The organism is Dyella sp. PARNA 12/25 (assembly GCF_055702865.1).
The window spans coordinates 217,614-235,812 of the sequence record NZ_JBVQCI010000001.1 but is presented as its reverse complement, the minus strand read 5'-3'; the positions used below and the strand labels follow the sequence as shown (position 1 = coordinate 235,812).

Sequence of the window (18,199 nt, the reverse complement as noted above, 5' to 3'; positions counted from 1 at the left end):
CATACCTCATATTTCGGCGGGCGACAGTCCGGTGTTACGTCAGCGAAAGGCAGATATCCCTGGCCGCCTTCGCCGGTACCAATCACGGCTTGTAAAAATTCCGTGTTTTTCAGAAAAGTCTCATGGGAAGGCCTTTCCTCGGCAGGTGAATGCCGCCCAGCCCAACCGGGTTTGGTTTCACATTTCGAGGGAACACCGCATGATGAAGAAGCTGCTGGCACTGGCGCTGGTCGCCTGCGCCCCTGTCGCCACGCACGCCAGCGGCATCGATTACACCTACCTGCAACTGGATTACGTCAACATCACCCAGTCAGGCCATGCCGGTGTTGCACAAGGCGTCATGCTGAGCGGCTCCTATGGCTTCGCCGACAATTTCCAGATGTTTGGCAGTTACGGTGTTCTGAACTTCAACAAGGTGTCCGAAAACGATCGGATCCTTGGTCATATCTACCGGAATCCCAAGGTCAAGCCCTGGTCTCTGGGCTTCAGCTACGCCGCCAGCATCGGGAGCCGCGCCGACTGGGTAACCCAGGTGTCTTACCAGCACAAAAAGACCAGCAACCATGTTTGTCTGAACGACTACTGCGTTCGTTTCAATAACAGCGACAACGTCTGGGCCATCAACACCGGCGTCATGGGCCGTGTGACCGATAAGCTGACTGCCAATGCCTATGTCGGATACGACCATGGCGTTAGCGCAGCACCAGATGGAAACATCTTCGGCCAGTTTGGCCTGGTCTACAGCTTCACCCCGATGTGGGCAGTAGAAGATGGCCTTCGCATCAACAACAGCACAGACACAGTCAACGTCGGTCTGCGCGCAAGCTTCTGATCTGAGGCCAGCCTCCCCTTCAGGCTCAGGCAAGTGCCGACTCCAGCGAGCGCGTATGCCTTCAACGGTACTTGCCTCGGGTTTTGTCCTCTCCCATGGGCAATGAAACCTGCCTCGAGTCCGCAGGCCAATGATGAACGGGCCAGGGGGCACGATCAGGAAATAGCGACCCATCTCGAGTTCATGATCGCTGCCTCGCAATTGCGACTCCGAAGTCGTCCAAACCCTTCGGGTAGGCAGAGACCGCTTACCACGATCCTCTGGTTCCCCCGATAGATTCGCCGTTCTCACCTCTGGCTCAATGAGTCATGGCGCGTATTCAACGAATTGCATTCCAAGCCAACGGAAGCACGGCGGCTCCACATTAAACGCCTGCGACACCCACTTGGCCACGGTAGTGCTTGATCGCGTCTGCCCTCCCCTAAGGAAAAACAACATGAAGAAATTGATTTCGACCATCGGTTTGGCGGCAGCCCTCGCGTCTCCTCTTACGGTTGCGCTCGCTGATCAGAACGATGGCGGCTGGTTCGTTCGCGGCGCCATCGGCCAGTCCGACTATCGTGTCTCCAGCGACTATTTTTCCAGCAACACCGACACCGGCTGGAGCATGGGCCTGGGCTATCGCTGGGCAACACCGTCCGGCAACTGGGGTATCGACGGAGGTTATGTCGACCTCGGCCAGGCCAACCCCAACAAGAATCTGATACGCGACCAGTTCGGTGTGAATGCCGATGTCGGCGGCAAGGCCGCCAGCCACGGCTGGTCCCTGGGCGGCAACTACCTTTTCCAGTTCAACGACAACTGGAATGTGCAAGCACGTACCGGCGTGTTGTTCAGCAGCACCCGCCTCAACATCGACGTGACCGCCAATAACCGCACGTACAGCAATCACCAGAGCTCCTCCAACACCAGCTGGTATTGGGGCGCTGGCGTGGGCTACGACTTCACGCGTAACTTCGGCCTAAACCTGAGCTACGACTACTATCGTATTGGCTTTAATGGCGGCCACGACCATGCCAGCCTGTTGTCCCTGGGTGCGGAATATCGCTTCTGAGCCCACGCCTGCAGGAGGCTGGAGTAATCCGAGTGTTGAGGGTATGCCAGGTAACCTCTAAGCAGCACCAACCTCACCTGCAAGTAAGAAGAAGCCCGGCTATGCCGGGCTTTTTTGACTTGCCCCGTAGGCGAAGGTGCCTGACAACGGGTAGATGGCTCACCAGAGCCGCGTCCCTGCCATCCCGGTACGGGGACCGCCCCCCCTTTGGCAGGCGCCGGCTCGCCCGCGCAAGCTCGAAGAAAATGCGCGATAGAACCATCACTTAGGCGCGGCACACCGCCGGAGGTAACCTATATGAGTATTGCGCCGAATAGGTTGCTGAATCCCCAAAGGAGCACGTGACCATGCTTGTGCTGATCCTCGCCTACCTCGGCGGCGTGCTGACCATCCTCAGCCCATGCATTCTTCCAGTGTTGCCGTTCGTCTTTGCCCGCGCAGATCGGCCTTTCGTGCGCAACGGTCTACCCATGCTGCTCGGCATGGCGCTGACCTTCGCACTGGTGGCAACGCTGGCCGCCGTGGGAGGGAGTTGGGCCATTCGCGCCAACCAGTACGGCCGCATCATCGCCATGGCGGTGCTGGCTATCCTTGGCATCACCCTGCTCTCCAGCCATCTCGCCGAATGGATCAGTCGACCATTCGTAGCCCTGGGTAACAAGCTGTCACAGAAGTCGGACGCGGAGGGTGATTCCGTCTGGTCGGCGGCGGGGCTGGGCGTGGCCACGGGCTTGCTGTGGGCGCCCTGCGCGGGCCCGATACTCGGCTTGCTGCTTACCGGCGCGGCCCTCAATGGCGCCAGCGTACAGACCACGCTTTTGTTGCTCACTTACGCGGCGGGTGCGGCTACATCGTTGGCCTTGGCGTTAGCCATTGGTGGGCGCGTATTCGCACTGATGAAGCGCTCCCTGGGCGCTGGCGAGTGGGTGCGTCGCGCGCTCGGCGCGCTGGTTTTGGTGGGTGTTGCCATGATTGCGCTCGGCCTGGACACGGGTGTGCTTACGCGGGTGTCGCTTGCCAGCACGGGCGGCATTGAGCAGCGGTTGATCGATGCCGTACGCCCTGCCCCACCCCCGCAAGCCAAGGTGAAAGCGGGCGAGGCGCTGCCCGTGGAAGGTCAGTTGCCGTCCCTCACCGGTGCCACGCAATGGCTCAACACGCCGCCACTCTCGGCACCGTCGCTGCGCGGCAAGGTGGTGCTGGTGGATTTCTGGACCTACTCCTGCATCAACTGCATTCGTAGCCTGCCCTACGTGAGCGCCTGGGCTGACAAGTACAAGGATCACGGCCTAGTGGTGATTGGCGTCCACGCGCCGGAGTTCGCTTTCGAGAAAGAGCCGCAGAACGTCATCAAGGCGGTGAATGCGTTTGGCATCCACTATCCCGTCGCGCTCGACAATGAGTACGCGATATGGAAAGGCTTCAACAACGAATACTGGCCGGCGCATTACTTCATCGATACCCAGGGTCGCATCCGTCACCATCACTTCGGCGAGGGTGAGTACGAGCAGAGCGAGGATGTGATCCGCCAGCTACTGACCGAGGCCGGCCAGAAGGATCTGCCGGGTGGCTATGTACAGCCGAACGCGCAGGGTGCCGAAGCGGCCATGACAGGCGATGGCACGCGCTCGCCAGAGACGTATGTGGGTTACGCACGCGCCGAGAACTTTGCCGGCGGCCAGGTTGCCCACGACGATGCCTGGACCTATCGCGCGCCCAACATCCTGACGACCAATCAATGGGCCCTCAACGGTCGCTGGACAGTGGGCGACGAGAACGCCCGACTGAATAGCGCCCATGGCAGCATCGTCTACCGTTTTCGGGGCCGCGACCTGCATCTTGTGCTGGGCCCGGGCCATGACGGTAAGCCGGTGCGCTTCCGCGTCACCGTAGACGGCAAAGCGCCTGGCGACGATCACGGCATGGATACCGACGTCGGCGGTAACGGCACGGTGACATCGCAGCGCCTCTATCAACTGGTTCGCCAAGCGCATGGCTCGGGCGAACGTACTTTCGAGATCACTTTCCTCGATCCGGGCGTGCAGGCCTACGCTTTCACCTTCGGTTGATTCGCGACTTCGGACGTGATGGAGGTTGCCATGTCCCGTACGCAGGACATTGTGATTCAAGACCGTCGACGCTTCCTGCGCGCGCTACTTACGGGTAGCGCCGTGGTGGTGACGGGTGGTTGGTTGTGGCCGAGGCTGTTTGGCCATGGTCCGGCAATCAGCACCGCGATGGCCGCCACACCCGCCACGCAAGGTGCCGACGTGTTGCTGGAATGCTTTGCCGACGATGTTCGCCGACTTGGCCCATGCCATGTGCGCAAGCTCGTGCTCAACGATGCGCAATGGCATCAGCGGCTGAGTGACGATGCGTATTACGTCATGCGCCGCGCCGGCACCGAACGGGCTTTCAGTGGTGCGCACGAGAAGCCGGCGGTACCGGGCCTTTATCGTTGTCCTGCCTGCGATACCGCGCTGTTCGATGCGGCCACGCAGTTTGATTCGGGAACTGGCTGGCCCAGCTTCTGGCAACCCATCGCCAAGCCGAATGTGATCGAGACGCGTGACTCGAGTTTTGGTTGGGAACGAACGGCTGTCAGTTGTGCCGGCTGCGATGGACATCTTGGCCATGTATTCGACGATGGCCCGCCACCGACGGGATTGCGCTATTGCATGAATTCAGTGGCATTGCGGTTTGTGCCAAGAACATAAGCCGCTTGGACGAACGAGTCCCTTCGTGGGAGCGCACCCTGTGCGCGACTGGCAAACGAGGCCATGGAGCGATCATGGGGCTGTCGCCCACAGGGTGGGCTCCCACAAAGAAGCCGGCCGTGAGGTCATATCATGAAGTCGCGCAGATCGTGAACAAGACAGACCTGTAGGAGCGCACTTATGCGCGACAACCCTGCATTACGTCAGACTGCCAGCCTGCGGTCGCGCACAAGTGCGCCCCTACAGTGACGGTTTGCTGCGGTAGGGAGCGAGCACGGAAGGGTCGTCAAACAAGCCGCAGGGCAACAGATAGCGCGGGTCACGACCTTCCGCCAGCAACTCGCGAATACGCGTAGCGGAAATTTCCAGCGGCGTCACCGACAGCTCGATCACCTTGCCTGCCGGCAATTGGTGTAAAAGCTTGGGATCGTCGACGCGACGCGGAAGAATTTCCAGCGTCAGCTCCATCGACCATTCCACCTCGATGCCCGGGCGATTGAGCACGCCGATATGCGCGTGGTCGAACAATTCGCGCCAGTTCTGCCAGCTCGGTAAACCGGCGAAAGCATCCGCGCCAAGCAGCAGGATCAGTGGCTGCTCACCCAGCTCGCTGCGCAATTCACGCAAGGTGTCGATGGTGTAGGACGGCCCTTCCCGTCGCAGCTCGCGCGTATCCAGGGTAAGGCGGCTCTGTCCTTGCAGCGCTGCTTTCAACATAGCCACGCGCTGCACTGGCGTGGCGGTGGGCGCACTGCGATGCGGCGGCACGTTGGCGGGCATCAGCCGCACTTCGGCGTCAAGCAACTCAGACGCTTCCCAGGCCACGCTGAGGTGTCCCAGGTGCACCGGATCGAAGGTGCCGCCGAAGAGGGCCAGCGGTTTCATGTCAGCGCGCCGGCCGCCCTTGGCTCAGCAATGGCGGCGATAAGGCGTTCGGCTTCAAGCCAGGGGTCACCTTGTTCGCGTCCCTTGGCCATGCGGTCGATACGCGCCGCACGTGCGAGGCATTGCAGCCAATGTTCGCGTGGCGCGCGGCGCAGGGCTTTCCGGAACAGCTGCTCGCGCGCGGGCCACAGTCGTTCGGCGCGTGCCTGCGCAGCAAAATCGCGCGCATTGGCGAGTCGCAGCGCAAGCTGCAGTTGATTGACCAGCCAACCCATCAGGGCGATCAGCTCATCGCCTTCGGCGTGCAGGCCATGCAGGATGCGCAGTGCGCGGCCACCTTCACCGCCGAATGCGGCATCGGTCAGCTTGAAGGCGTCATAGCGGGCACTGTCGGCGACAAGGTTTTCCATTTCCTGCGCATCGATCTTGCCCTGCCCGTGCAGCACGACGAGCTTGTCGATCTCCTGCGCGGCAGCAAGCAAATTGCCCTCGACGCGCTCAGCGAGCAGCGCGGCAGCATCCGGTGTCGCGGAAAGGCCACGCGAAGCGAGGCGTGCGCCGATCCACGATGCCCATTCATTGGGGCGTGGCGCATTGAACACGACCAGCGCACCGGCGGCATCGAGGTTCTTGGTCCACGCACCTTCGTGCTTGCTGCTCCACTCGGTGGCGGTGATCAGCAACGTCACGTCCGGCGGCGGGTTGGCGCAAAATTCGTTGATGGCCTTGGCGCCTTCCGTGCCGGGGCGGCCGGTCGGCAGGCGTAGGTCGAGCAGGCGTCGCGTGGCAAACAACGACATGCCTGCGGCCGCGCGGGCCAGATCGTCCCAGTCGAAATGGTTGCCGACGTCCAAGACCTCGCGCTCGGCGTAACCGAGCTTGCGCGCCTGCGCGCGCAGGGCGTCGGCCGCCTCCAGCACCAGCAATTCCTCGCCCGCCAGCAGATAGACCGGCTTGAGGTGATCTGCCGTCAGCGACTTCTGCCATTGGGCAGCATTGAGCGGCATGGCGGGGCTCTTAGTGTGTGCTGGTAGCCGGGGCCGGCCCGGCGTCCTGAGCAGCCGCCTCTTCAGCGGTCTTGGTCGGGTGTTTGCCGGCTGCCTGCAGGCGGAACAGGATCGCCTGCACCATGTCGTCATTGAGGCTGCTGTGAATCGCGTCCACCTGCGCCGTGGTACCGACGGTGTTGGTGGCGTCGTAACTGAATTCACGCTGCATATCGATGCGCTGACGCGGCATCATCGGCTGGCCGGCACCGTCATGCACGTCGAATTGCACCTGATAGCGCACCGTGTATTCGGTCACGCGTGCTTGGCCGCTCACCGTCAGCGTATCGGTGCTGAACAGCGCCACCGGCACATTCAGCACGGCGACGTCCGCACCGGCGTGGTCTTCCACCTTAATACCTGAGGCCACCAGCGCGCGCTCTAGATCACGCTGCAGTTGGAAATTATTGTTCACCGTCACGTGCACACGCTGCATGGCGGGCGGCAATGTCGCGTTCTGGCGCAGATGAAATCCGCACGCAGCGAGCAGAAGCGTAGACATCAACAGCAGCGAAGCTTTGAACACACGGCTCATGAATTTCATCCTGCGACGATGTTGACGATCTTACCCGGCACCACGATTACCTTGCGCACGGCCTGCCCTTCCAGGAAGGCAGCCACCTGCGGATGGGCGCGGGCCAGCGCTTCGGCCTCTTCCTTCGAGGCATGGGCAGCGACCTCGATAGTACCGCGCAACTTACCGTTGACCTGAACTGCAAGGGTGAGGGAGTCGCGCACCAGCGCGGCACTGTCGATCTGCGGCCAGGGCTGGTCTTCCAGCACAGACTGCGCATGACCCAGTACCTGCCACAGCGTGTGGCTGACGTGCGGTACCACCGGGTTAAGCAGCAACACCATCACCTCCAGCGCCTCGTGGCGCACGGCACGGCCCTGGTCGCTCATGTCGTTGAATTTGTTCAACGCGTTGAGCAGCTCCATCAGCGCGGCAATGGCCGTGTTGAAGGAGTGGCGACGGCCCAGGTCATCGCTGACCTTCTGGATGGTTTCGTGTACATGGCGGCGCAGTGCCTTCTGGCCCGCGTCAAGCTGGGCCGGGTCCACCACCGGATGATCCGGCTGCGAAGCATGCGTGGTCACTTCGCGCCAGAAGCGACGCAGGAAGCGGGCCATGCCTTCCACACCGGCTTCGCTCCACTCCAACGACTGTTCCGGCGGCGCGGCGAACATGGAGAACAGGCGCACGGTATCAGCGCCGTACTTGTCCACCATCGCCTGCGGGTCGATGCCGTTGTTCTTGGACTTGGACATCTTCTCGGTGCCGCCGATCTTCACCGGCTTGCCGTCCTGCTTCGAACGTGCACCGATCACGCGCGCCTTCTCGTCGCGCTCGATCTCCACGTCGGCTGGATTAATCCAGTCCTTCGAACCATCGGCGTTGTCGCGATAGAACGTTTCGGCAATCACCATGCCCTGGCACAGCAGGTTGGTGGCCGGCTCGTCCGCCTGCACCAGGCCAGCGTCGCGCATCAGCTTGTGATAGAAGCGGAAGTACAGCAGGTGCAGGATGGCGTGCTCGATGCCACCGATGTACTGGTCCACCGGCAACCAGTAATTGGCGCGCTCGTCGACCTGATCCTTGGCACCCGGACTGGTGTAGCGCGCGTAATACCAGCTCGACTCCATGAAGGTATCGAAGGTGTCAGTTTCGCGCTCGGCCGGGCCACCGCACTGCGGGCAGGTGGTCTTGCGCCACTCGGGGTCGGCCTTGATCGGCGACTGCACGCCCGAAAATGCGACGTCCTCCGGCAGCACCACGGGCAGCTGGTCTTCCGGCACCGGCACCGCTTCGCAGGTCGGACAGTAGATGACTGGAATCGGGCAGCCCCAGTAACGCTGGCGGCTCACGCCCCAGTCGCGCAGGCGCCAGTTCACGCGGCGCACGCCCTTGCCTTCGCGCGCGAAGCGCAGGGCCATGGCGTCGAAGGCCTGGTCGTAATCGAGCCCGTCGAACTCGCCGGAGTTCACCAGATAGCCGCGCTCAGTAAAGGCGCTGTCTTCCTGGATGCTGTTCTCGAACGCTTCGATCAGCTCAACAGCGGCGGCGGTGCCATAGGCATCGACGCTGCTACCGTGCAAGGCGGCACGAATCGGGTCCGCACCCACACCCTTGGACAGGTCGTGCTTGATCTCCGCCACGGCGTCGAGCACGGCGCGATCCACCACCACCATCTTGATCGGCAGGCTGTAGCGCTTGGCGAATTCCCAGTCGCGCTGGTCATGGCCCGGCACGGCCATCACCGCGCCGGTGCCGTAACCCATCAGCACGAAGTTGGCCACGAACACCGGAATCTTTTCGCCGGTCAGCGGATGGATGGCTTCGATGCCGGTATCCATGCCGCGCTTTTCCTGCGTCTCTAGCTCGGCTTCGGATACGCCGCCGTGCTTGAGTTCTTTCAGGAAAGCCGCGAGCTTCGCGTTGTCCTTGGCAGCCTTCAGCGCCAGCGGATGCTCGCCGGCAATGGAAACAAAGGTGACGCCCATCAGCGTATCGGGGCGCGTGGTGAACACGGTCAGCGGTTCGGCCTCGCCTTCCACGTCGAAGTGGATTTCCAGGCCCTCGCTGCGCCCGATCCAGTTGCGCTGCATGGTCTTCACGGCGTCCGGCCAGCCGGGTAGCGTGTCGAGTCCGTCCAGCAACTGCTGCGCGTAATCGGTGATTTTGAGGAACCACTGCGGGATCTCGCGCTTTTCCACCAGCGCGCCGGAGCGCCAGCCGCGACCGTCGACCACCTGCTCATTGGCCAGCACGGTCTGGTCCACCGGATCCCAGTTCACCACCGCGTTCTTGCGGTAGGCCATGCCCTTCTTCATCAACCGCGTGAACATCAACTGTTCCCAGCGGTAGTACTCGGGACGGCAGGTGGCGAACTCGCGGGTCCAGTCATAAGCGAAGCCCATGCGCTGCAGCTGGCCGCGCATGTGTTCGATGTTCTGGTAGGTCCACTTGGCCGGCGCGGTCTTGTTCTTGATCGCGGCGTTTTCGGCAGGCAGACCGAAAGCGTCCCAGCCCATCGGCTGTAGCACGTTCTTGCCCTGCATGCGCTGGTAGCGACTGATCACGTCGCCAATGGTGTAGTTGCGCACGTGGCCCATATGCAGCGCGCCGGACGGGTACGGCAGCATCGAGAGGCAGTAGAACTTGGGACGCGACGCGTCCTCTTTTACCTCGTACGCGCGCTGGTCGCGCCAGTACGCCTGCGCGGCGGTTTCCACCGCTTGCGGCTGGTAACCCTGCTCGTTGCCCTGATCCTGGGAACCCTGATCCTGAATGTCCTGCATGTGTCCGGCGCCGTTTGTTTGCTCAGTCAGCACTGACTGATGTGAACGGGGCAGACTAGCAGAATTGAGGGCTGTTCAGCGCCAAATGGCCCTCAAACGGCGCCGTTGTAGGCGCTTTCTTGTAGGAGCGCACTTGTGCGCGACCGGCCAGCCCCGAGGTACCCGGTGACGTGGCGGTCGCGCACAAGTGCGCTCCTACAGGAAGTGCTTCAGCTCTGGGGGCAGGAGGGGGTACGACCGGTCGCCATGGCGGCCGCAGCCGCACCGATCTGGCCTGCCAGGCGAGTAACGGCTTGCTGGTGCCCCTGCACGAGCGCGTCGTAGCCGGTTCCCACCGTTTCGCTGATGCGACTGGTGCAGGCCAGCGGCTCCCCACCCTTCAACGAACGCACGCTCCAGGCGGCATCGATATAAGCGTAGCTGCCCGGCACCGAATCGAAGCGACGCACATCCAGCTTGATTCTCACCGTGGTATTGCCCTGGCCGGGCAGTCCGCTGACATCCTGCGCCCGGAAATCGCGGGTCAGGTCGGCCGACAAGGCACTGCGTAACTCATCACCCAGCGGCGCCACCCAGCGTTCGCCCTGCAAGACGGCTATGCCCTGCCCACCTTGGCGAACCACCAGCTGCGGCTGATCCACCTGGGCCGGTACGGTCACCGGCAACAGCTCGAACTGGAAAGGCTGCGCCGCCGGCGCCACGGCGGCCTCGCCGCCCGCGGGCGGTACCAGCGTGTAGTAGCGCATCGTCGGCACCGAGCTGCAGGCGCCCAGCACGAACGCCAGCACGGCGACGGTCAGTTTCTGATTTCCCAGGCGACTCATGGCTTGCTCCCTTGTGACGGTGCGCCCGGCGGCGGCAGCGGCGGTGTCTGCGCCGGCTTATCATCGGCGCGGCGACCCCGCAGCAGTGCGTCCGGATGGTCGCCCAGGTAATCAGTGAGCACCCGCAGCGAGCGCGCGGCTCGCTGCAGCTCCTGCAGGGTACCGCCCAGGTTCTGCTGCAGTGGCGAGTCCGGCGCCAGCGCGTTGTTGGCGTTGCCCAGCGTCTGCTGCGCCCCCTTCAAGGTGGTTTTCACCTCAGGCAGCACGCCCGTGTTGACCTGCTTGAGCGTCTGGTTGAGCTCGGCCAGCGACTGGTCGAGGTTCTTGCCGATGCTGTCGAACGGAATCTTCTGAATTTTGCCGACGATATCCACCAGCTGCTCCTGCAACTTCTGGAAGTCGCCCGGGGAGGTGGGAATCTCCAGCGGTTTAGCGGTGCCATCGAAAGCCACCTTGGGTGCATTGGGCAGAAAGTCCATCGCAATGTAGAGCTGCCCGGTCAGCAGGTTGCCGGTGCGCGCCTGCGCGCGCAGGCCATGTTCGACCAGGCGGCTCATCATCTGCGACATCTGCTCGTCATCACCGCGCGCCTTGGCCAGTGCTACCAGCTTGTCGTGTGCCTTGCCGAGGCGCGCCGGATAGATCACGGCCCCCACCACGGTCGGGAACGTCTGTGTCTTCTCATCGAAGTCGAGGTTCACCGACACCACGCGGCCGAACGGCACGCCGAGGAATTCCACCGGCGCATCCACCGTCAAACCGCGCAGCGATTGTGCAAAGCGCATGCGGATGTATTTGGGCTCGCCATCGGGCGGCGCCATGGCGGTAGCGCGATCGCTGAACAGGCGGAACCCAGCATCCGGGGCGGCCGGCGTAATGTCATGCGGGCCAGGTGGGTCCTGAAAGGCCACGCCACCCGCCAGCACGGTGGCCAGCGATTGCGTGCTTACCTTCAAGCCGTCGGCGCCCAGCGATACATCGATGCCGCTGGCGTTCCAGAAGCGCGACGAGGTGGTGACGAACTGGTCGTTCGGCGCATCGATGAAGATTTCGAGCGTAACCCCCTTGCCGTCCGGGTCCAGATGGTAGGACGACACCCGACCCACCTGGATACGGCGGTAATAGATGGGCGAGCCGATATCGAGTGAACCCAGGTCGTCCGCGTGCAGGTCGAAGGTTTTGCCCGGAGCGCCATGGGTCACTGACGGCGGATTTTCCAGGCCCTCGAAATCATCCTGCGGTTCCTGCGACTGGCCTACGTCCGCGCCGATGAAAGCACCAGACAACAACGTATCGATACCCGACACACCACCCAGGCCGATGCGCGGCCGCACTACCCAGAAGCGCGTATCGGCGGTGGCAAAGCCCTGCGCACTCTTTTCCAGTGCGACCTTGGCCACGACGCGAGCGCGGTCCTGGCTAAGGCGCACGGCGGTGACGCGACCAATGATCACGTTCTTGTACTTCACCGGGGTCTTGCCCGGCTCCAGCCCCTCGGCCGTCTGGAAGCTGATGGAAATGGTGGGCCCCGCCGCAACCCACGCATGGATCACCAGCGACAGGCCTACCAGCGCCGCGATGATCGGCACCAGCCAGACCAAAGAGACATTGAGACGTGGCCGCTGGACCACCGGCTCCGGCAGGTCGTTCGGGGTCGGCTTGTTGTCCTCAGTCATCGTAATCCCTGCCATCCCAGATCAATCGCGGATCGAATGATATCGAGGCCATCATGGTGATGATCACCGTCAGACCAAAGAACATCACGCCAGGCAGCGGTTCCACCTGGCTGAAAAACCCAAATTGCACCAGCGCGGTCAATAGCGCCACCACAAACACGTCCAGCATCGACCAGTAGCCGATGAACTCGACCAGCCGATACAGCTTGGCGCGCTGACGCTGCGCCCACTCGCTGCGCCGCTGCGAGCTGATCAGCAACAGTCCCAGCGCGAAAAACTTCAGCACTGGCACGACAATGCTGGCCGTGAACACGATGACGGCGAGATCGGGCGAGCCCTTCACCCAAAGCTCGATGACGCCGCTGAGTATGGTGTTGTCATCCACATCGCCCACACTCACGGTGCGCATGATCGGCAGCACGTTGGCTGGTATGTAGAAGAAAAAGGCCGCGATCAGCAGTGCCCAGCATCGGACGTAGCTCGACGTTTTGCGATGGTGCAATGCCGAGCCACAACGCGGACAGGCGACATCCGCCGCGCGCGCATCACGGCAGACCATGCCGCAGACATGGCAACCAATCAGGCCAAGGTCCCTGGCACGCGGCATGGCGCTCATGCGGGTCGATCCACGGTGATGTCCCACAGCTCGCGCACGTCGATGCTGGCAAAGGCGGTGATGCACAACATCAGCACGCCGTAGGCAAACACGCCTGCGTTCGGTATCACGTCGAAGTACATATGCGCCTTGACGATGGCCACCAGGGTGCCGAGCACAAACACCTCACTCATCGTCCACGGACCGATCTGGTGCAGCGTCACCATGGCCCAACGGAAGCCTGGCGCGCGCAGGCCCTTGCGGGCGTACAGCAGCACCCAGCCCAGCAGAAGCATCTTGCCGATGGGGAAGAAGAACAGCGTGCAGGCCGCGATCACCGCGACCAGTTGCGAGTTCTCGTGCCACATCATGACAATGCAGCCCCACAACGTGCTGCTGATCATCTGGCCATTGAGCCCCAGGGTCACGATGGGCCAGATATTGGCCTGCACGAAGGCGATCATCGCCGTCAGCACCAGCGCCAGCATGCCCCTCACGCCCATATAGTGGTGGCGCGCCAACAGCGCACCGCAGCGCGTGCAGCGCGCAACCTCGCCGCAAGCAAGCACGCGCCGACGATATACCGTGTCGCAATGCTCACAGATCCACAGAGTGGGCGGGGCAATGCCGGGTTTGATGCCTTGGGCTGGCAGGGTCATTGGGGGATTTTCGCAAATATCGAAGGCAAACGCCGATAGGTCCTTGGACACATCCTGGATTCGGTCCGGCTGTACGCCCATGAGACCTTGATATGCTGCCCGTTGCCCTGATGTGAGGGCCATTCGTCTAAGGGAGTTCCTAGTGAGTGCCACGACCGCCGATACGCATGTCTTTGACGTGCGCGAGGACAATTTCGAAGCCGAGGTGCTGCAGGCCTCGCTGACCACCCCGATCCTGGTGGACTTCTGGGCAACCTGGTGCGGCCCCTGCAAGACGCTGGGTCCGATGCTGGAAAAGCTGGCCGGCGAGTTCAATGGCGCGTTCCGGCTGGCCAAGGTGGACGTGGACAAGTCGCAGCAGCTGGCGGCGATGTTTGGCATTCGCAGCATCCCCACCGTGATGCTGGTGAAAGATGGGCAGATCGTGGACGGTTTCGCCGGCGCGCTGCCGGAAGGTCAGCTGCGCGAGTTCCTCACCCGCCACGTGCAGCCGCAGGACGGCGCCGAGCAGGATGCCGTGGAAGCCACGCCCGAGTCGCCGGAAGAGGCGATCAATCGCATCCAGCAAGCAATTGCGGCTGAACCCGAGCGGTCCGAACTGAAGTTGGATCTGGCGCTGGCGCTTATGCGTGCCGGCCAGGCCGATGCCGCCGAAGCAGAGCTGACCTCCCTCCCCGCCAACCTGGCCACCGATGCCCGGGCCGTGCGACTGCGCAGCCAGCTTGATCTGGCGCGCGCACTGAACGGCGCTCCGTCGATGCAGGAGCTGCAGCACCGCGTCCAGGCCGATGGCAGCGACTGGGCGGCGCGCGATCTGCTTGGCGTGAGGCTGTTGCTGGAGGGCGATGCCGCCGCTGGACTCGACCAGTTTCTCGCCACGCTGGAAAAAGCGCGCGACTGGAACGACGGGCAGGCCAAGAAGCGCCTGCTCGCCGCATTCGCCACGCTGGACGATGCCGAGCTGGTGGGCCGCTACCGCCGTCGCATGGCGTCGCTGCTGTTCTGATCTCCTGCGCGCTCACCCTCAGCTGAGCATCTCCACTCAGGCCCATTCCCTCACGGGAATGGGCCTGGTGTTTTTCAGGGCGTTCCGGCGACCGTTGCACTGACCCCAATGTTCTGATCGAGGAACCGGGTGACGCGCTCATACAGCTCTGCGTTGTTCTGCTCGTCGTAGAAGCCATGGCCCTCGCCAGGCTTGTACAACCACTCGTGCGCTATACCACGGTTCGACAACGCCGCGTGCAGCGATTGACCCTGTATCGGCGGCACACGCACGTCCTGCCCACCCACGATCAGCATGACGCTGGCTTTGAGCTTGTCCAGCTGATTAATCGGCGAATGCGCGGCCAGTTCCTGCGGATCCGCGCCAAGCGCGTAGCGCAGATAGGCCTTGCCTGAAGTGCGGTCGGAGATATCGCCGTCGGTGTACATCTTGGCCAGATCGTAGACGCCGACGTAGCCGATCGCGCAGCGATAGAGGTCAGGCTCTTTCACCGCACCTTCCAGCGCCGCATAACCACCATAGCTGCCGCCGAAGATGCAGACATGCCCGGCCGTGGTGATGCCCTGGTCGATGGCCCAATGCGTCGCATCGGTGACATCGTCCTGCATTTTTCCGCCCCACTGCTCATAACCCGCCCTCTCGAACTGCTCACCATAACCACCGGAACCACGGTAGTTCACCTGCAGCACGGCATAGCCACGCGTAGCCAGCATCTGCACCATCGGGTCGTATTCCCAGGAATCACGGATACCGATCGGGCCGCCGTGCACCAGCACCACCATCGGCAGATGCTTTGCCTGTTCGCGGTTGGGCGGCATGCTGAGGTAACCGTGGATGGTGAGCGCGTCCCTCGCTTTGAACTCGACGGGCTTCATCTGCGCCATCAAGCCGGGCTTGATCCAGTCCGCTCGCTGCAACAGCGCTGCAGCCTTACCACTGGCCTTGTCCCATAAGTAGTAAGTACCCGGATCCATATCCGACGAGGCTAGCGCTACGGCCTTCGAGCCATCATCCGTACTGGAGACAATACGAATGCTCTCACCCGGCAGTGCCTTGGTTAGCGTCGTGATCGCCTGCATGGTGTCCGAGCCGGGCACAAAAGCCGATGCCGACGGATGTGAGGGCATGGCATACACGCCGACGACATCACGCTGATCGAGGCTGAGCATCAGCTCTTCAACGGTCGTTGTGTCGTTTGTCCACACCGGCGCTTTCATGGTCCGCGTCGATACATCCCACGGACAAAGTGCTCCAACTGCGCCGTCCGCCTGGCACTCCATGTAAACCAGTGAGTCATCGCGGCTGAAGGTCAACGGCCAGGGAATGGCGCGCTGTCCGGAGCCCTGGAAAAGCAGCTCCCATGTTTGCCCCTCTCCGGTGCGGTAGTACACCACCGGATAAGCATGGCTGTCCCAACCCGCGGCAATACGCGCGACTCCGTGATTGTCCGCAACGATATGCGCGTCGCGTACCGGTGCCGTTCCGGCGGGTCGTTTGGTGCCATTGTTCACATCCATCACGTAAAGCTGTGAGAACGCGCCATCGTGGCCGCTGTCCCACGGTGTGACGGCAATCAGCACATGGTTACCGTCGCCATTGCGCATCAGGTCAACGATTTTTGCCGATGCGCGCTCCGGCTGGGGTTGCTCGATGTGCGTGGCCGTACGCGATGGTGCCCCCGCGCGGTAACCAAACAGCAGCTGCCCACCCGTGCCATCCGCATTCACGCCAAAAATTTCGCCGGTCGAGAAGGGCCGATCAAAACCGCTCACCTGCGTGCCTTCGGTATAAAGCACCCGGTGATTGTTGGCCCACCAGAAATGGATGACCTGGTTGCCTTCCCTGGGTTTGATCATCTTGCCGTTGTGATTGACCAGATCGATCAGCGCCAGCATGGGCTTACCCTTCACCACCGTGGTGGCAGCTAGGTAATGCCCGTCGCCGGAAATCTTCACCTGGTCGTATTGCACGTGACGCGCCAAGTCGGCAAACGGCACGGTGGCGGCCCATAGCGGCCACGACAAAAGACAAAGCACACCAAACACGGCGCGCTGATATCGCTTTTCCATGCACTCCCCTCCCCCTGTAGCGAGGCGCCCCATGCACCGTCGCTGCAAGCAGAGTATAGGCATGAACCTGCGCCCATCAGGGGGCCTAAATCTCACTGTTTCGGGTCCTTAAAGGGGCGGGAATCGCCCAGACCACGAAACCATACGCATACGTATGTATGCGCTATACTTCGGTCGTTTCCAAAACGCCAAACCGATTGCCGATGCGCGCATCCACCTTCCGCCGCCTGATGAACCTGTGGCCTCCATTTCTGTTCAACAGCATCCACGTCTCCTATGTGTCCGAAGACTGGACCGAGCTGCGCGTGGTGCTGCGCTTGCGTCCGTGGAACCGCAACTACGTGCGCTCGCAGTTCGGCGGCAATCTGTTTGCCATGACCGACCCGTTCTGGATGCTGCTGGCCATGCATCAGCTTGGTGACGACTACTTTGTGTGGGACAAGGCGGGCGCGATCGAATTCGTCTCGCCGGGGCGCGAGGACGTCTACGCCCACTTCAAGCTGGAGCCGGCGGTGACCGACGAACTACGATCCGCGGCGGCTGGCGGCGAGAAGGTGCTGCGCTGGTTTGAAGTAGACATCACCACACGCCGCGGCGACGTCGTGGCCCGCGTGCGCAAGCAGTTGTATGTGCGGCTCAAGCCCAAGGCACGCTTGGAGCAGGCGGACAGGGTCGAAGCACAGGCCGCGTAACCCGCCTCACCCACACAGACATCGAGTGACCACATCCAGAGAGGTGGCACAGGACACATCTCCTGCGACGCAACGTTAGTCCCCGTGGGACAATGCCCCGTCCTCTCCATAGCCCCCTCTCGATGAAACGTCTGCGCATCAAGCGTTATCTGTTCACCGGCCTGCTCACCTTTATCCCGCTCTGGGTAACGTGGGTGGTGTTCAAATTTGTGCTCAGCATGCTCGCCGAGATCGGCACACCGCTGGCATCGGCATTGCTGACAGCGTTGTCGTCAACCTCCCCGGAGGCGACCACGGCACTCAGCAAAGCCTGGGTCATCTTCGTACTTGCCTTGCTGCTGACGCTGGGCGTTCTGTATGTGCTTGGATGGCTGGCCAACCGAGTGATTGGCCAGCGCCTGATCGATGGTTTCGATGCCCTGCTTGCGCGCATCCCGCTGGTGCAAACCATCTATGGCGGCACCAAGAAGCTGATGGCTGTGCTGCAACAGAAGCCGTCGGGCGTGCAGCGCGTGGTGCTTATCGACTTTCCGCGCCGGGGCATGAAGGTGGTTGGTTTTGTCACCCGCGTGATGACGGAAGAAGGCACCGGCCGCGAGATGGCCGCTGTCTACATCCCCACCACACCCAACCCGACGGGCGGTTACCTGGAAGTCGTGGCGGTGGAGGAACTCACCCCCACCGACTGGACGATGGACCAAGCCATGGCTTTCATCATCTCCGGTGGTGCTGTCGCGCCCGATACCTTGCCGCGCTCGCCGGTACTGAGTGAGAAGTGAGTAAAAAGGAGTGTGGAGTGAGAGCGAGCGAACATTCTTGTGCTTGATCTCCCACTTCTCACTCC

The 18,199-nt window shown here is 62.3% G+C and carries 16 protein-coding genes; 7 read left to right on the top strand and 9 right to left on the bottom strand.

Annotated features, from left to right (window positions below):
* The first annotated feature begins 199 nt into the window (after positions 1-199).
* The 4 genes from AC0GUR_RS01000 (at position 200) to msrB (ending at position 4,603) form a co-directional block, all read left to right on the top strand.
* Positions 200-832, top strand: a complete 633-nt coding sequence (locus AC0GUR_RS01000) for an autotransporter outer membrane beta-barrel domain-containing protein (protein WP_472875596.1) — start codon at positions 200-202, stop codon at positions 830-832.
* 436 nt (positions 833-1,268) lie between these two features.
* Positions 1,269-1,886: a porin family protein gene (locus AC0GUR_RS00995; protein ID WP_472875595.1), complete on the top strand. Its 618-nt coding sequence runs from the start codon at positions 1,269-1,271 to the stop codon at positions 1,884-1,886.
* A 347-nt stretch (positions 1,887-2,233) separates the two neighbouring features.
* Positions 2,234-3,955 carry a cytochrome c biogenesis protein DipZ gene (locus AC0GUR_RS00990; RefSeq protein WP_472875594.1) on the top strand — a complete coding sequence of 574 codons (1,722 nt, stop codon included), beginning with the start codon at positions 2,234-2,236 and terminating at the stop codon, positions 3,953-3,955.
* 30 nt (positions 3,956-3,985) lie between these two features.
* Positions 3,986-4,603, top strand: a complete 618-nt coding sequence (gene msrB, locus AC0GUR_RS00985; RefSeq protein WP_472875593.1) for a peptide-methionine (R)-S-oxide reductase MsrB — start codon at positions 3,986-3,988, stop codon at positions 4,601-4,603.
* A 240-nt stretch (positions 4,604-4,843) separates the two neighbouring features.
* On the opposite strand, the gene nadD is transcribed toward msrB, so the two are convergent.
* The 8 genes from nadD to AC0GUR_RS00945 all read right to left on the bottom strand — a co-directional run bounded on the left by nadD (position 4,844) and on the right by AC0GUR_RS00945 (position 13,588).
* Positions 4,844-5,488 carry a nicotinate-nucleotide adenylyltransferase gene (nadD, locus tag AC0GUR_RS00980; protein WP_472875592.1) on the bottom strand — a complete coding sequence of 215 codons (645 nt, stop codon included), beginning with the start codon at positions 5,486-5,488 and terminating at the stop codon, positions 4,844-4,846.
* Positions 5,485-6,495: a DNA polymerase III subunit delta gene (gene holA / locus AC0GUR_RS00975; protein ID WP_472875591.1), complete on the bottom strand. Its 1,011-nt coding sequence runs from the start codon at positions 6,493-6,495 to the stop codon at positions 5,485-5,487. The genes nadD and holA overlap by 4 nt, the downstream gene beginning before the upstream one ends.
* A 10-nt stretch (positions 6,496-6,505) precedes the next feature.
* A complete protein-coding gene (locus tag AC0GUR_RS00970) occupies positions 6,506-7,069 on the bottom strand; it encodes an LPS-assembly lipoprotein LptE (RefSeq protein ID WP_472875590.1) in 564 nt (187 codons plus the stop codon).
* 5 nt (positions 7,070-7,074) lie between these two features.
* Positions 7,075-9,834: a leucine--tRNA ligase gene (gene leuS / locus AC0GUR_RS00965; protein ID WP_472875589.1), complete on the bottom strand. Its 2,760-nt coding sequence runs from the start codon at positions 9,832-9,834 to the stop codon at positions 7,075-7,077.
* A 209-nt stretch (positions 9,835-10,043) separates the two neighbouring features.
* Positions 10,044-10,658, bottom strand: a complete 615-nt coding sequence (locus AC0GUR_RS00960; protein WP_472875588.1) for a PqiC family protein — start codon at positions 10,656-10,658, stop codon at positions 10,044-10,046.
* The gene (locus AC0GUR_RS00955; RefSeq protein WP_472875587.1) at positions 10,655-12,334 is read right to left on the bottom strand and encodes a PqiB family protein; all 1,680 of its coding nucleotides are present in this window, start codon (positions 12,332-12,334) and stop codon (positions 10,655-10,657) included. Before AC0GUR_RS00955 ends, AC0GUR_RS00960 begins: the two co-directional genes overlap by 4 nt.
* Positions 12,327-12,950 carry a paraquat-inducible protein A gene (locus AC0GUR_RS00950; RefSeq protein WP_472875586.1) on the bottom strand — a complete coding sequence of 208 codons (624 nt, stop codon included), beginning with the start codon at positions 12,948-12,950 and terminating at the stop codon, positions 12,327-12,329. The genes AC0GUR_RS00955 and AC0GUR_RS00950 overlap by 8 nt, the downstream gene beginning before the upstream one ends.
* Positions 12,947-13,588: a paraquat-inducible protein A gene (locus AC0GUR_RS00945; protein WP_472875585.1), complete on the bottom strand. Its 642-nt coding sequence runs from the start codon at positions 13,586-13,588 to the stop codon at positions 12,947-12,949. Before AC0GUR_RS00945 ends, AC0GUR_RS00950 begins: the two co-directional genes overlap by 4 nt.
* Positions 13,589-13,730: 142 nt before the next feature.
* Here AC0GUR_RS00945 and trxA point away from each other — a divergent pair, with 142 nt between their 5' ends.
* A complete protein-coding gene (trxA, locus tag AC0GUR_RS00940) occupies positions 13,731-14,594 on the top strand; it encodes a thioredoxin (RefSeq protein ID WP_472875584.1) in 864 nt (287 codons plus the stop codon).
* A 74-nt stretch (positions 14,595-14,668) separates the two neighbouring features.
* Here trxA and AC0GUR_RS00935 read toward each other — a convergent pair whose 3' ends face one another.
* Positions 14,669-16,663 (bottom strand): alpha/beta hydrolase family protein, encoded by a 1,995-nt coding sequence (locus AC0GUR_RS00935; RefSeq protein WP_472875583.1) that lies wholly within the window; start codon positions 16,661-16,663, stop codon positions 14,669-14,671.
* A gap of 203 nt (positions 16,664-16,866) precedes the next feature.
* Here AC0GUR_RS00935 and AC0GUR_RS00930 point away from each other — a divergent pair, with 203 nt between their 5' ends.
* Positions 16,867-17,355: a DUF4442 domain-containing protein gene (locus AC0GUR_RS00930; RefSeq protein WP_472875582.1), complete on the top strand. Its 489-nt coding sequence runs from the start codon at positions 16,867-16,869 to the stop codon at positions 17,353-17,355.
* A 122-nt stretch (positions 17,356-17,477) separates the two neighbouring features.
* A complete protein-coding gene (locus tag AC0GUR_RS00925; RefSeq protein ID WP_472875581.1) occupies positions 17,478-18,134 on the top strand; it encodes a DUF502 domain-containing protein in 657 nt (218 codons plus the stop codon).
* Positions 18,135-18,199 lie beyond the last annotated feature (65 nt).

What these genes read in the sequence shown, in the direction of transcription:
- AC0GUR_RS01000 (WP_472875596.1), top strand. Translation starts at nt 200, where the DNA reads ATGATGAAGAAGCTGCTGGCACTGGCGCTGGTCGCCTGCGCCCCTGTC.
- AC0GUR_RS00995 (WP_472875595.1), top strand. Translation starts at nt 1,269, where the DNA reads ATGAAGAAATTGATTTCGACCATCGGTTTGGCGGCAGCCCTCGCGTCT.
- AC0GUR_RS00990 (WP_472875594.1), top strand. Translation starts at nt 2,234, where the DNA reads ATGCTTGTGCTGATCCTCGCCTACCTCGGCGGCGTGCTGACCATCCTC.
- msrB (WP_472875593.1), top strand. Translation starts at nt 3,986, where the DNA reads ATGTCCCGTACGCAGGACATTGTGATTCAAGACCGTCGACGCTTCCTG.
- nadD (WP_472875592.1), bottom strand. Translation starts at nt 5,488, where the DNA reads ATGAAACCGCTGGCCCTCTTCGGCGGCACCTTCGATCCGGTGCACCTG.
- holA (WP_472875591.1), bottom strand. Translation starts at nt 6,495, where the DNA reads ATGCCGCTCAATGCTGCCCAATGGCAGAAGTCGCTGACGGCAGATCAC.
- AC0GUR_RS00970 (WP_472875590.1), bottom strand. Translation starts at nt 7,069, where the DNA reads ATGAGCCGTGTGTTCAAAGCTTCGCTGCTGTTGATGTCTACGCTTCTG.
- leuS (WP_472875589.1), bottom strand. Translation starts at nt 9,834, where the DNA reads ATGCAGGACATTCAGGATCAGGGTTCCCAGGATCAGGGCAACGAGCAG.
- AC0GUR_RS00960 (WP_472875588.1), bottom strand. Translation starts at nt 10,658, where the DNA reads ATGAGTCGCCTGGGAAATCAGAAACTGACCGTCGCCGTGCTGGCGTTC.
- AC0GUR_RS00955 (WP_472875587.1), bottom strand. Translation starts at nt 12,334, where the DNA reads ATGACTGAGGACAACAAGCCGACCCCGAACGACCTGCCGGAGCCGGTG.
- AC0GUR_RS00950 (WP_472875586.1), bottom strand. Translation starts at nt 12,950, where the DNA reads ATGAGCGCCATGCCGCGTGCCAGGGACCTTGGCCTGATTGGTTGCCAT.
- AC0GUR_RS00945 (WP_472875585.1), bottom strand. Translation starts at nt 13,588, where the DNA reads ATGACCCTGCCAGCCCAAGGCATCAAACCCGGCATTGCCCCGCCCACT.
- AC0GUR_RS00935 (WP_472875583.1), bottom strand. Translation starts at nt 16,663, where the DNA reads ATGGAAAAGCGATATCAGCGCGCCGTGTTTGGTGTGCTTTGTCTTTTG.
- AC0GUR_RS00930 (WP_472875582.1), top strand. Translation starts at nt 16,867, where the DNA reads ATGCGCGCATCCACCTTCCGCCGCCTGATGAACCTGTGGCCTCCATTT.
- AC0GUR_RS00925 (WP_472875581.1), top strand. Translation starts at nt 17,478, where the DNA reads ATGAAACGTCTGCGCATCAAGCGTTATCTGTTCACCGGCCTGCTCACC.